Annotated in this window: 10 protein-coding genes; 3 read left to right on the top strand and 7 right to left on the bottom strand. The window is 61.4% G+C overall.

Translation table 11 applies throughout. The features are described 5' to 3' along the window. Positions 1-76 precede the first annotated feature (76 nt). Complete coding sequence (locus tag A6U98_RS33170; protein WP_064655458.1) at positions 77-706, top strand: TetR/AcrR family transcriptional regulator; 630 nt, start codon at positions 77-79, stop codon at positions 704-706. 75 nt (positions 707-781) lie between these two features. Next, positions 782-1,861, top strand: coding sequence for a LacI family DNA-binding transcriptional regulator (locus A6U98_RS33165; RefSeq protein ID WP_197496473.1), 1,080 nt, complete (start codon positions 782-784; stop codon positions 1,859-1,861). Positions 1,862-1,967: 106 nt separating this feature from the next. Here A6U98_RS33165 and A6U98_RS33160 read toward each other — a convergent pair whose 3' ends face one another. Beyond that, complete coding sequence (locus tag A6U98_RS33160) at positions 1,968-3,020, bottom strand: AraC family transcriptional regulator (protein ID WP_082934038.1); 1,053 nt, start codon at positions 3,018-3,020, stop codon at positions 1,968-1,970. A 254-nt stretch (positions 3,021-3,274) separates the two neighbouring features. Between A6U98_RS33160 and A6U98_RS33155 the strand changes: the two genes are divergently transcribed. Continuing rightward, on the top strand, positions 3,275-4,426 hold the full coding sequence (locus tag A6U98_RS33155; protein WP_064655456.1) for an ROK family transcriptional regulator: 1,152 nt from the start codon (positions 3,275-3,277) through the stop codon (positions 4,424-4,426). A gap of 277 nt (positions 4,427-4,703) precedes the next feature. Here A6U98_RS33155 and A6U98_RS33150 read toward each other — a convergent pair whose 3' ends face one another. From A6U98_RS33150 to A6U98_RS33125, 6 genes are read right to left on the bottom strand one after another with little or no spacing between them, the layout of a single operon-like run. Further along, positions 4,704-5,750: a carbohydrate ABC transporter permease gene (locus A6U98_RS33150; RefSeq protein WP_003562795.1), complete on the bottom strand. Its 1,047-nt coding sequence runs from the start codon at positions 5,748-5,750 to the stop codon at positions 4,704-4,706. Between the two features lies 1 nt (position 5,751). Next, complete coding sequence (locus tag A6U98_RS33145; RefSeq protein ID WP_064655455.1) at positions 5,752-6,747, bottom strand: sugar ABC transporter permease; 996 nt, start codon at positions 6,745-6,747, stop codon at positions 5,752-5,754. A gap of 2 nt (positions 6,748-6,749) precedes the next feature. After that, positions 6,750-7,856 (bottom strand): sn-glycerol-3-phosphate ABC transporter ATP-binding protein UgpC, encoded by a 1,107-nt coding sequence (gene ugpC / locus A6U98_RS33140; RefSeq protein WP_064655454.1) that lies wholly within the window; start codon positions 7,854-7,856, stop codon positions 6,750-6,752. Further along, positions 7,844-9,208, bottom strand: a complete 1,365-nt coding sequence (locus tag A6U98_RS33135) for a glycoside hydrolase family 28 protein (protein WP_064655453.1) — start codon at positions 9,206-9,208, stop codon at positions 7,844-7,846. Before A6U98_RS33135 ends, ugpC begins: the two co-directional genes overlap by 13 nt. Continuing rightward, the gene (locus tag A6U98_RS33130; RefSeq protein WP_017991433.1) at positions 9,205-10,299 is read right to left on the bottom strand and encodes a glycoside hydrolase family 88 protein; all 1,095 of its coding nucleotides are present in this window, start codon (positions 10,297-10,299) and stop codon (positions 9,205-9,207) included. The genes A6U98_RS33135 and A6U98_RS33130 overlap by 4 nt, the downstream gene beginning before the upstream one ends. A 17-nt stretch (positions 10,300-10,316) precedes the next feature. After that, positions 10,317-12,839, bottom strand: coding sequence for a hypothetical protein (locus A6U98_RS33125; RefSeq protein ID WP_064655452.1), 2,523 nt, complete (start codon positions 12,837-12,839; stop codon positions 10,317-10,319). Positions 12,840-13,024 lie beyond the last annotated feature (185 nt).

Below are 13,024 nucleotides of genomic sequence, written 5' to 3'. Positions count from 1 at the left end.
TAATTGACTGACGCATTAGTCAATGAAACTTTGTGCCGCAGGGTCGAGGGCGTGCACAACAAGGGAGGCGAGGCAAATGGCAGCTCAGAAGAAGATCACACGCGCGGAACAGAAAGCGCTACGGCCCATCCAGATCCTGGATGCCGCCTTCGAGGAATTCGTGAGAAGCGGTTTCACCGGCACGCGCGTCGAAGACATCGCCGACAGGGTCGGCGTCACCAAGGGTACAGTGTACGTCTACTTCGAGACGAAGGAGAAGCTTTTCGAAGCCATGATCAACCACTTCTCCGTGCCGTTTCAGGAACTGCTGGGGATCACGGAGGGCCTCAGCGGCAGCGTCACCGACCGGCTTCTTTCCATTCTCGGCCTGCTCTACGAACAAATCGCCGAGGATCGCACGACCCGCGAGCTGACGCGGCTCGTCATTGCCGAAGGACACCGGTTCCCCGACCTGATCGACCGCCACCACGATCAGTTCATTGAGCCGATCATCACCAAAGTCGACGCTCTCATTCTGGAGGGTGTGGCGTCAGGGGAGTTCCGCGAAGTGCCGGTGGAATTCTCCGACATCGTGGTCGCGCCCATCCTGACGACGACAGTTCTGCGGCTGATATTCGACGACCGCCGCGTGCCCACGCCCAATAAGGAGGCCTTCCTGCGGGTCTATTTCGACCTGCTGCTCAATGGCCTGCTTGCCAAGAACTGATCGCCGAATGACGAAAAATACCGCGCCAGGCACGTAGCTTTTCTCAAGTTTTTATGTAAAAACATCGAGTTAGCTATGCCTTCGAAGGCACGACCTCAATTCGCGACGGAAAAAGTGGAACGCAAAGTCAATCTCAAGGATGTCGCGCGCGATGCGGACGTGTCGCTGAGCACGGCCTCGCACGCACTGAACGGAACCGCGCCGCTGACGATCGAGGTGCGCGAAAGGGTTCTGGATTCAGCCAAACGCCTAGGTTACCTCGACCGCCGGAGGAAGAAGGCGACGATTGCGGCCTTGCGCGTCCTGCTTCTTGCCATTCCCGACGATGCCGCGCCGGAGAGCGATCTCAATCTGGTGAGTTGGACGATCCTCAACGGTCTTCGCAGGGAGTGCGAACGCCGCGGCATCAGGATCGTACCCTTCGTCAGCACCGGCCGGCGTATCGACGGCGCCCAGGTCAGGCAGATTGCGCTTTCGGAGCGCGCCGACGGCATCGTGGTCCTGAACGATGATCAGCCGGAACTGATCCGTAGCCTTGCCTCCCCTGATATGCCGGTCGTCATCGTCAACGGCGAAGACCCTGCCATGCTGGTCGATACGGTCACCCCCGAAAACCGCTTCGGGGCAAGGCTCGGCATCGAGCACCTGCTGGCGCTCGGGCATCGCCGTATCCTGCACCTGACCTGGAAGGGCCGCACGACGATCCAGCGCCGATATGACGGCTTTTCCGATGCCTTTCTTGCCGCCCAGCTTCCGGTGCCTGATAATATGATCGTCGAGGCCGAGGGATATGAGCCCAGGCACGGCGAGGCTGCCATCAACGCGCTGCTCGACCGCGATCCCACGTTGAAAGGGGCGACCGCCGTCTTCTGCGCGGCCGACAATCTGGCGCTCGGCTGCCTGAAGGCATTGGCCGATCGTGACATACGCGTGCCGGAAGCGATTTCGGTGCTGGGGTTCGACGACATCGTCCCCGGCGAATTCAGCCGTCCGCCGCTCTCGACTGTCAGCGTTCCCACAGACAAGCTCGGGGCTGCCGCTTTGGCGCTCATCGAACAAAGGCTGATCGCCAACGATCCGCAGCGGCCGGCCCATCGCCTGGAACTCGGATGCCATCTCGTCCTGCGCGGCAGCATCGCACCGCCGCGCTCCTAGCGCATGATGCCGAAACGTGTGCGCGGCTTTCGAACGACATCATGCTCTATTTTTTTGATTTAGAGCAGGATGATTTTAGGCCGATCGGGCCTAAAATCATCCTGATCTAGCGCAAACGCTCTGCCCGCAGGCGCGTATCGCGCGGGCTTTCTCCAAAGGCGCTACGGTAGATAATAGAGAACCTGCCGGCATGAGAAAAACCCCACATCGCGCAGATTTCGCGGACGGATCGCTGATTCATCGGGTCCCGCAACTGGTCGCGGGCTGCTTGCAGCCTGATCGTGCGCAAGTAACCGCCCGGTGAAGTTCCCCGGAAGGCCCTGAAACCCGTTTGCAGCGCGCGAAGTGAAACACCGACACCATCGGCAACCATCGTCATGGTGAGGGGCTCTGCAATGTTGGCGTGCATATAGTCGATAGCACGCCGGACATGCCACGGCGCGACCAAACACACTTTCTGTTTTTCCAAATAGCCGGAAAGACGGTGGCGGCCAAACCGGATCACGAGGTTAGCGAGCGTTTCGCTCATCGCCGCCAAGGCCAGAGGTGAAGACAGAAGCGGACCGTCATTGCGCATGCCCTGCACGATCGTCTGCACCAGACTGCCGATAAGCTGACCCGACGGTGTTGCGAGATCTACGACAGGTTCAAGGTCAAGCGACTCGAGGATCGGCGTTTCCACCAGTGAAACGAGCATTCGCCTCACAATTTTCCAGTCCAGGAAGAGAGCATCCGAGCAGTGCGGGCCTTGGATGAAACGATCGCCAGCCTCGTGGTTGTTGGCCATGAGAAGATGACCCGCCCCGCTTTCAACCACCTTTCTTCCAATGGACAGTCGAAAGGATCCCGTGTGTGGAATGTAAAACGCAAGGTGTTGCGGCGTCTCATCGAGTGTCCGAATTGTCCAGGAACTCTGATAAACCGAATGAAGCACCGTAAATGCCTCACTTGTTCTCAAGTCCGCTGCCCAGGCAAAGGCCCGGTCGTTGCTCAGCGGCTTCGCGCCAAACACCCCGTAGCCTGCAGAATAGGCTCGAACCATCGACTCGAAGTCTCGGCCTTCATGCGTTGGCGCAAACCCGTATGCTTCACGCTCGGGAGCGCGCGCCGTATTTTCGGATCTCAACGATATCTGCAACTCGGTTCTTTCCCCTTCCACACCCCCGACCGGCTAACCGCCTATCAAGCACTCCACCTCGTTTGAATTCGCTGCGCCGCCGATATCCGTGCCCTCCAAACGCTTGGGGCACGATCACCTCCACCTTCGTGAATTGCTGTCATTCCGGCTGGCTTGGCCAACCTCGATGAAGTAAGCAGGGCCGGCAAACCGGGGATCGAATTCCCTGTTTGACAGAAGCAAAATGCCCTCCCAATGTGGTTCACACTCACAGTGTAAATCAAAACGAACCGAAAATGAAGTATGATCCGTTAAACCATGTTGCCGCGCATTTTTTGCGAGACACGCAACCCGTGCGCGTAGCCTCCCGCAACGAACGCGACCTGTTGCGGCTGATCTGGAAGTCTCCGGGGATCGAGCGCTCCGACCTGACAGAGCCGCTCGATCTCACGCAGCAATCATTGCACAGGATCGTCGCGCGGCTTCATGAGCGAGGAATGCTCGTCTTTTCCCATTCGGAAACCCGGCGGCCGGGACCGCCCAGCCCGGAGCTGACCCTACGCAAGGAATGGTGTTTAACCCTGGGCATCTCCGTGAATGTCGGTTCGATCGGCCTTTGCCTCATGGGTTTCGGCGAGCCTTTGGAAAAAATGGAAATCCCACAGGCGGGCTCCTCGCTATCCGTTGAAATGGAGCGGATCGAAGCAGCGGTCGAAGAGCTTCTTGCCCGCCGGGGCGCCGAACGGCGTGACGTCCTCGGCGTCGGCCTGGCCGTCGCCGGCCATCGCATGCTGGAGACGGCCTTCAATTGCCCCTTGCCGCTCGCTCATTGGTCGTTGATCGACCTTGCGCCTTTGCTTGGAGAGCAACTTGGCCTGCCGGTCTGGGCAGACAATGTCGCCAGGACCGCAGCCTTGGCGGAAGCAATTTTCGGCGTTGGCCGGGATGTCGCGGATTTCGCCTATATCGCCCATCTTCATGGCTATGGCGGCGGCCTGGTTTCCGGAGGCATGCCGTTTCGCGGCAATTTCGGCAACGCCGGCGAATTTTCCGTTCTCTTCGGGCGTCAGGACTACGAGGAGCGCCCTGCACTCGGCGTCCTGCTTGAACATCTTCGCGCCAAGGGGCGTTTGAACTTGACCCTGAGAGACCTGAAGAACGAGAAGCTGATGGACTGGGATGGTGTTACGGAGTGGGTCGACCGCGTCACGCCGGCCCACAATCGAGCCATTAATGCGATCTGCGCAATATTTGATCCGGCATTGATCGTCCTTGGCGGCGAGCTTCCGCATTCACTCGCGAGAATGCTGATCGAACGGACAGAATTCAACAATCTGCCTCGGCATGGCGTTTTACGTGACGTCCCCAGGCTTGCCGTGGCACAGATAATCGATGCCCCCGGCGCAATCGGCGCGGCCTTGATCCCGCTCTTCGAAACCGTTTTGTGATAGGTGTAGGACGCCGTAGCATTTTGAAATCGGCGTCAACATGGCCTAAAACGGCCGCCTGTCAGGTCGCGGGAGCGGCCGGCCTCGGTGGCAAGCGCTACGCTCGCCGCGGCGCATACCGCACGCAAAATGGGCGACGATTTGGGAGCCATGCACAAAGACAAAGACTAAAACGCGCCGCATGAACCAGGTTCAATGCGACGCGCCTCAGCCGGGAGGAAGACGTGGTATGGGTCGTTCGGCGATTGCGAGGAGGTCTAGCTCCACGCCTCGCCGTTCACTTCATGCCTGTTCCGGCGATGCCCGTGGTGATGTACTTCTGCAGGAACAGGAACACGACGGTGACAGGCAGCAGGCTGAGGAACGTCATCGCCAGGATATAGTGCCACTGCACCGAGAACTCTCCCTGGAATGCGTTCAGACCGACCTGCAGGGTGAAATTCTCGCGGCTGTTGAGGACGATGAGCGGCCAGAGGAAATCGTTCCATCGCCAGAGCACCGAAAAGATCGCCAGCACCGCGAGAGCCGGCGCCGTCAGCGGCAGGATGATGCGCCAGAAGATGCAGAATTCGCTCGCCGCATCGACGCGCGCCGCCTCTATCAACTCGTCGGGTATGGTCAGCATATATTGCCGCAGCAGGAAGACGGCGGTCGGAGAGGCGACCGTCGGCAGGATGACGCCCCAGAGGTTGTCGGCAAGCCCGACCCCGACGATGACGAGATAGGCCGGCACCATGACGACCGCGAGCGGGATCATCAGCGTCGAAATGATGATGACGAAGACCGTCGTATCCCCTGCAAATTTGTATTTCGACAGGGCGAAGGCCGCCATGGCGTTGACGATGAGCGTCAGAAGCGTTGCAACGAAGGTGACGAACACCGAATTCTTGAGGAAGGTCAGGAAGTTGAAGCGCGTCAGCGGATCGGTGTAATTCTGCGTGGCGACCGTCAGCTTCTGCACCGGCGTCATCCCCTTGACGTCGACGCTGACAGGTGGTCCCGGGTTTGCGGGATCGACCATCTGGGCCTTGAGGCCAATGCGGCGGACCATGGCCATTTCACGTTGCTGGCCGTCGACGGTGACCTGCCAGAGGCTCAGCGGCTTGTCGAAGCCGGGCACGGTCTGTTCGACGGCGGCCCGGGGAAGCAGCGTCGGCGGAAACCGGGTGATCTCGGCGGCCGGCTTCAGCGAGGAGAGACCGGCCCAGAGGACCGGAAGCAACACTACGAAGGTTCCGCCGATCAGCCAGACCCATGACAATATGTCGGTTATATCGATGCGTCCGGCCCGGCGTGTGCGCGTGAAAAAGCTGATCGGGTTCATCTCAGGACTCCATTCGCTTGCCGATGCGCAGCTGTATGAGGGTGAGAACCAGAAGCACCAGCCCCATCAGAACCGATGCGGCGGATGCGAGACCGAACAGGCGAAGATCGCTGCCGAATGCCATCTGGTAGATATATTGGACGATGAAGCTGTTGGCCGTGCCCGGGCCGCCGCCATTGGTCAAAACCCAGGCCTCGTCGAAGATCTGGACGGATTTGATCATCAAAAGAATGAACACCACCAGCAGGTTGGGTGCCAGCAGCGGAAGCGTGATCCTGAACAGCGTGCGGCGTGGCGAGGCGGCATCGATGGAGGCAGCCTCGTAGAGCTCCTTCGGGATGGCCTGGAGGCCGGCGAGGAGGATCAGGGTATAAAAACCCATGTGAAACCAGACCGACACCACGACGACGAAGAAGCGCGACCAGCCGACGTCGAGCAGGAAGATTTCAGGGGGAACGCCGATCATCTGGAAGAAAGCGTTCAGGAGCCCGTTGCGATCGAGGAACCATTTCCAGATGAGGCCGATGACGACGGGAGACAGCAAGACGGGATAGAAGAACATCGCCCTGAAGAAGCCACGCGCGACAATCGCCCGATTGAGGATCAGCGCCGTGATCAGCGCCACCAGCAATGTGGCGACGACATTGAAGGCCACGAACCAGAGCGTGTTCCACACAGCTGTCCAGAACAACGATTCCTGGCAGGTTCCCGGCTGCAGATAATTGCCGCAGGAAAGCAGCGTGCGGAAATTGTCCAAGCCGACGAAGGGGCGCTCCGAGACGAAAAGATTGGTGCCGCCGGTGAAGGCGTAACCGATCGCGATCGCGATCGGCAGGAACGTGAAGATGGCGAACAGAACGAGGTTCGGCGCCAGGAACAGCCACGGCATACGCTTGCGGCCGAAGATGCTCTCGATCATATTTATCGGGGCTTCGACCACTCTCATCGCCGTTTCCCCTGCCTGGGACAGCAATGCACCTGCCTTGAGCGCCGCCATGTTCAGCGCCTCCCCTGTCCGGGCCGCCGAGCAAAAGCCAGGCCGCTTTCGGGATCGAACAGATGAACCCGCCCCGGGGCGGCGTCGATCAGGATGTGATCACCAGGCGCCGGCGCGAAATGGCCGGGCTCATGAATGATGATCTGCTCGTCCTGCCCTGCAAGGTTGCCGTAGACATAGGTCTCGGTGCCGAGTCCCTCGTGATACTGGACGATGAACGGCAGGCCTTGCTCGCTGGACCGTGAAAAATGCGCGGGCCGGATACCGGCGAGAACGGCCTGGCCGACCGCAATGCCCGCGAGATCGACATCGCTGACGATGCTGCCGCCGTTGCCGACATCGATGGTGACGCCGCTTTCGCCGACGCCTGATACCTTGCCCTTGATGATGTTCATGCGCGGCGAGCCGAGGAAGCCGGCGACGAAGAGATTGCGCGGGCTATCGAACAGGTCCAGCGGCGCTCCGACCTGCTCGACCCGCCCGGCGCGCAGCACGACGATCTTGTCGGCCATCGTCATCGCCTCGACCTGGTCATGCGTGACATAGATCATCGTCGTCTTGATCTCGCGGTGGAGCTTGGTGATCTCGGCCCGGGTCTGGACGCGCAGCGCCGCGTCGAGATTGGACAGCGGCTCGTCGAAGAGGAAAATATCCGGTTCGCGCACGATGGCCCGGCCGATCGCCACGCGCTGGCGCTGGCCGCCCGAAAGCTGCTTCGGGCGTCGGTCCAGATAGGGCTCGATCGCCAGCATCCTGGCGGCTTCGGCAATCCGCGCCTCAATCTCGGCGCGCTTGAACTTCAGGTTCTCCAGGCCGAAAGCGAGGTTCTTGCGAACGCTCATATGCGGATAGAGCGCGTAGGACTGGAAGACCATTGCAATCTTGCGCTCTGCCGGCGAGAGCGCGCTGACGTCGCGGCCCCCGATCGCGATTGCGCCATCCGTGACCTCTTCGAGGCCGGCGATGACACGCAGCAGGGTCGACTTGCCGCATCCCGACGGACCGACGAAGACGACGAACTCGCCGTCTTGGATATCGAGTTCGACGTCATGCAGGACTTTGACCGAGCCATACGACTTGTTGACGTTGGAAAGTTTCAGTTCTGCCATGTCCCACTCCCATCAGATGCCGCCGTTTCGAAGACGGCGTCGTTTTTGTTCCAGCCTTGCGGCAGCGGTGTCGGCCTCGTGATCCGCACCTCGTTCATCAAGATCCCGGTGACCCCCGCCACGTAGACGGCCGGCATTCCTCCCGGATAGTGCTCAAGACCGATCACCCGGCCGTCCGACCCGCGGGTCCAGGCATTGGCGCGGCCGCCGCCATCGGCTTTCGGGGAAAGGTCCGCGTTCGTCGGACGCAGGTCGTAGGATCGCGCCGTGCCGAGTTGCCCGGCCTGCTGCTCTATGGCGATGCGCGCCAGCGATGCGTTGCCGATGCCGGCCGGCGAGGTCGAAATGACGGTGATCGCCCCCTCCATCCGCCCGGTGATGTCCTCGACGATGAGATTTTCGATGGCGCCTGCCGTGCGTTCCGTAACTCGGTCGACGACATTGACGGTCAGCGCCTCCCCCGAGCCCCAGAAGCCATCGGGGGTCTCGCGGCACTCTACCGCAATTCTCGAAAACCTGACGTTCGATATCCGGCCGCCGTCGCGGGAAAAGACGCCCAGCGCCCTGTTGGAAGATGAGACGCTGCAATCCTCGAACACGACATTGGTGACGTCGCCATGCGTTTCCGTGCCGATCTTCAGCGCGCAGCTGAGGCTCTGAACGGAGCAGCGGCGGACGAGAATATTCTCGCAACGCCCGATGGCGACGCGATCAGGACCGATGCTCGTCTTCAGGCATATGCCGTCGTCGGCCGTCGATATCCGGCAGTCCTCGATGACGGCGCCGCGGCAGGCATCCAGCACGATGCCGTCGGTGTTGGGAAGGCGGCGGTCGTTGTCGATGGTCACGTTCCTGACGGCCACATCGGTGCAGTTGACGAAGTGCAGCGTCCACATCGGCGAGCGGCTGATATGGACGGAGCTGATCTCGACCTCATCGCAGCCCTCGAAGACGACGACACGGGGACGAAATTCGGCCGGGATGAAGGTTCCCACCGTCTCGTCGTCTCCCGTAATGAAGCTGTCGCAACCGGCTTCGATGCGGCCCGCCCCCGTCAGGCTGATCCTCCGCGCATCCTTGGCGACGATCATCCCGCGATCCGACTTTTCGGCGATCACCGAAACGGTCGTCTGCGCATAGGCCGCGTAATCCGGAACGGGACGCAGGGTCGCGCCGGCGGCCAGATGAAGGTCGACGCCGGATTTGAGCTGGAGCCCTCGGCAGACATGGATGCCCGCCATCAGCTCCAAGCGTCCGCCGCCCGAAGCCGACAGGTCGTCGATGGCCGCCTGCAGGCGGACCGTATCGTCGCCCTGCGCCGGCTCGATCGCGACAAGGGACACGGGGCTCATTGGCGCTCGCCGTTCTCGAGAAAGACTTCCGTCAGAAGCAGCATCGTCAGCGCCTGGCCATAAGGCGTCGGCACGTTGGGGATGCGCCTGTAGAAATCGAGGTCATGGCCCATCGGCGTGCCGTCCGAGACGCCGTGGACGACGCCTTCTTCGTCGATCTGCGCCAACACCGCCGCAAGCGCGCGCTCCGCATAGGCCCTGTCGTCCTTGTCGAGAATACCCGCATCGATGGCCCGCAATATGCCATAGGCAATGCCTGCCGTGGCCGAGGTTTCCAACGGCGAAGACGGATCGTCCAGAAGCGTCGTGAACATACCATCCGGCCGCTGGTATGCTTTCAAGGAGCGCACCTGGCTGACGAGAACATTCGACAGAAAACGCCGGTCCTTCTCGCCGAGCGTCGGAACGAGATCGAAGAGCTCGGGGATGGCGACGGTGATCCAGGCATTGCCGCGCGCCCAGAAGGCATTGGCGAAATTGTGCCGCCCGTTGAAGGTCCAGCCGTGATACCAGAGCCCGCTGACCGGATCGGAGAGGTAGCGGGTGTGGATCACGAATTGATAGACGGCCTCGTCGATCCATTCGCTGCGCTCGCAGAGCACGCCGGCCCGGGCAAGAAACAGGCAGGCCATGAACAGCGTGTCGTCCCACAATTCGCCGTCGTTGAGACGCTCCTTGACGACGTGCTGAAAGCCGCCGTCCTCGGTCTTCGGCAGCTCCTTGACGAGCCATTCGGCCCAGTCCTCGACGAGTGCGCGAAAATCGGGACGGTCGACATGCTGGACGAGGATTGCAAGCGGCAGCATCGGCGCCGTGCTGTTGATCTGGCGCGGCGGCAGGCCGCGTTCGATCTGGCCGGCATACCAGGCAACGAGCTCCTGCAGCGCTTTCTGATCATTGGTGGAAATGGCGCGCCGCAGGAAGCCGTAAAGACCGACGCCGACTTCCCAGTCCCATTCGTCGAACTGGATTCCGGAGGCGGAATTTCCTGTCACGAGACCTTCCTTGATGCCCCTGAGCCGGCTGAAAGCCGTTGCCACGCGATCGATCGTCGTCAGAAGCGCGGCGTTATCGACAGATGTTGTGTTCATGCTGGAGACCTATGTTTTTAGGAGTAGAACGGCCCGTCAGTGCCGGTGCCGGAGGTTGCACTGTCGTGGGTGAGGATCGGGTGCGGCTGATCGTGGGTGAAGGGCCTCGCCTCGCCGCCGATCGAAAGACCGTCGGCATAGGAGAGGTCGATCGCCAGGCCGCCCGGCGGCGTCAAGGAGAGACGCCGAAGCCCGGGATCAAAGGAAATCGTCGTCCGGCATAGGCGTTCGGTGAATGCCTTGAAAGCGTCGCCATCGCCGCATCCGACGATACCAGCCCAGCCGCAAAGCGATCCGTGGGAGCGCGCCTCGCGGCCGGCGGTTGGGCCGTCGGTGATCAACTCCAGGCCGTTCGACGCCCAGAGGGCGGAAAATCCCCTGCCCGATCGCGCGATGAGCCACTTGTCTTCGATGATGAGATCGTCGAGCCCATCGCGGCCGATATAGGCGTGCGTCCATGCATGGCGTGCGTCGCTTGTGTCCTCGATCAGCAGGGCGACGTCGCAATGCTGGGCAACGCGCGGGAGGATGCCGTTGCCGGCCCAATAGGATGGCCTTTGATTGCCCCAGGGATCGTCCTCACCGGGATGGTTGACCCACAACCTCGCCATCGGGTGGCCGGCCAGCCGGATGTCGAGGACATGCTGCTGATGTCCCTTCTGGCCGGTCTTGTGATCGACGACGGTCGAAAGCTGCGCCGCCTCGTTCTTGAACAGCACCAGTTTTCCGCTCTCGAGGCCCTGGCTGTAGCGTGCCTCGACGCTTCTTGCGCCCGAGAGCGCGGCAAGCTCGGCCAGATCGGCGGGCGGCTCGTAGCCGCCGGCGCAGAACATGGTCAATGCCGCAACGCCGTTGTTCAGCCAGCCGGTTCCAAAGGCGACCTGGGCGAAGGGCGCAAGCTCGGTCAGCGGGCCGGCACGCAACTCCTTGTCGTAGGCGCGGCCTTGCGAGCCTGCCGGAACGCCTGCGAGCGTATGAAGGGCGATCATGCGGAAGATGAGATCGATCTGGGCGCGGGCGCGCGCCGATATCGCCGTCTCGGCCCAGCGCTCCAGCGCCAGCAGGCCGATGAAGTCAATCGGGTAATAGGCCGCCGAATTCCATTCCGCCAATCCATGGGCTTCGACGCTGTCGAACCAGCGCCCGAGGCGCTCGCGGCCAAGTTCCGCCTGCTGCCGCCCCGTCCGGCCCGAGGCCGAAAACACCTCGTCGGGCAGGAGAAGTCCTGCCAGCAGCTGGCTCGTGTGAAAGCACAGCACATGGTTCTCGCTCCAGAACCACATCGCGTCGTTGCCCGGCTCGTCCACCCAGTAACGATAGGAGCGGACGGAATGCCGAATGCGATCGACCACGGCATCGGGCATCCGGTCGGCATAGGCGCCGAGCAGCCACAAGAGCGGCACCATGATGAAATCCGAACAATCCTCCCGCGCATCGATGGAGGCGAGCGTCGCCTCGATGATGCGGTCGAAGCTTTCCTGGTCGTGATGGCCGGTTTCCATCATGGCGATCAGGCGCCCGACGCGGTTGGCGCCGAAGCGGGCGCTGTATTCCAGCGCCTGGCGCTTGCGGGCGGCGAGCGACGCCTCTGATGGCAACGGCGAAATGCTGCTCATGAAGGCTGCATCAATGACGCGGGTGACCGAACCTGTGCCGCTGCCGATCGTCATGTGGACGCCGTGATACCCGTCCGCAATGCCGCAGACATCGTCGGCCGTGAGGCTGCTCTGATGGGCCTTGAGCGTCAAGCGGGAGTGCGCGAGAACGGGCCGCTCGTGACCATGGCCGACGACCTTGAGCTCCACCGGCAGATCGCGTTCGGGGGCCGTGCCGAAGATGATCTCCAGCGGCTGATTGACGAAGACGTCGAGGGCCGGGCGCACGCCGCGCGAAAGGGCTTCCAGTTCGCGGACTTCATCCTGGTCCAGCGATACGGGCAGCAGCACGCAGAGCGGCTCGACGTCCAGCATCTCGAGCTCGAAGAACCACGTCGTATCGCGCTCGGCCAGGTCTTCGGTATGGACGAGAATCTGGTTGTCGCCAGCTTCAAGGGACAGGCTTATGTCGGTTGCGCTCTCGACATTGCGCTTGAAGGGTTCGAAGCGCACCGCCTCCTGCCCGTTGACCCATATGCGAACGCCGCCGCAGGTCTTCAGTCTGAGATTGAGCGTTCGCGCAGTCTCCGTTCTGAACGTTCCCTTCAGCCATCGCCTGAGATGCGTCGGCACATGCCAGAAACCGGTGAACTCAACGCGGCGGTTCGAGCCGGGAAGATTGAGGCTTTCGGTCGGCCAGGAGGTGTCGGGCGAAAGCGGCCGCCCCACCATGGTGGACCAGAAGGCCTTGCGGCAGGGGAGGTCGCCGACATCGACGAAACCGTTGATGAAACGATAGTTCACACGGTCTTCGGCCGGCGCGGGCTCTCCGGGAAAATAGCTGGCGATGAGGCCGGAAACGGCCCATGCCGTGATCGTTTGCCCCTCAGCCACGCTGTATGCTGGCGCCGTATCGTCCGGCTGCTTGATGCATTCCGCTTCCACAGACCGCCTCCTCCGCAATCCTATGAAAATATTTTCATTAGGTTATTTGTGCGCGCTATTTTTGCAAATTGCTCTAAAACATCGCTATTGCCGCAGAAAATAGCTTGACGGAACGAATGTCAAGTATATGAAATTGATTTATCGATGGCTAATGCCGCGATTGATGAAAATGTTTTCATGGGAGG

Origin of the sequence: Rhizobium sp. WYCCWR10014, from assembly GCF_001657485.1 — a bacterium.
Taxonomy (GTDB): domain Bacteria; phylum Pseudomonadota; class Alphaproteobacteria; order Rhizobiales; family Rhizobiaceae; genus Rhizobium.
Note: the sequence above shows the minus strand (reverse complement) of the source record. Positions and strands in the feature narration are given on the sequence as shown.

What these genes read in the sequence shown, in the direction of transcription:
- A6U98_RS33170 (WP_064655458.1), top strand. Translation starts at nt 77, where the DNA reads ATGGCAGCTCAGAAGAAGATCACACGCGCGGAACAGAAAGCGCTACGG.
- A6U98_RS33165 (WP_197496473.1), top strand. Translation starts at nt 782, where the DNA reads ATGCCTTCGAAGGCACGACCTCAATTCGCGACGGAAAAAGTGGAACGC.
- A6U98_RS33155 (WP_064655456.1), top strand. Translation starts at nt 3,275, where the DNA reads ATGAAGTATGATCCGTTAAACCATGTTGCCGCGCATTTTTTGCGAGAC.
- A6U98_RS33150 (WP_003562795.1), bottom strand. Translation starts at nt 5,750, where the DNA reads ATGAACCCGATCAGCTTTTTCACGCGCACACGCCGGGCCGGACGCATC.
- A6U98_RS33145 (WP_064655455.1), bottom strand. Translation starts at nt 6,747, where the DNA reads ATGGCGGCGCTCAAGGCAGGTGCATTGCTGTCCCAGGCAGGGGAAACG.
- ugpC (WP_064655454.1), bottom strand. Translation starts at nt 7,856, where the DNA reads ATGGCAGAACTGAAACTTTCCAACGTCAACAAGTCGTATGGCTCGGTC.
- A6U98_RS33135 (WP_064655453.1), bottom strand. Translation starts at nt 9,208, where the DNA reads ATGAGCCCCGTGTCCCTTGTCGCGATCGAGCCGGCGCAGGGCGACGAT.
- A6U98_RS33130 (WP_017991433.1), bottom strand. Translation starts at nt 10,299, where the DNA reads ATGAACACAACATCTGTCGATAACGCCGCGCTTCTGACGACGATCGAT.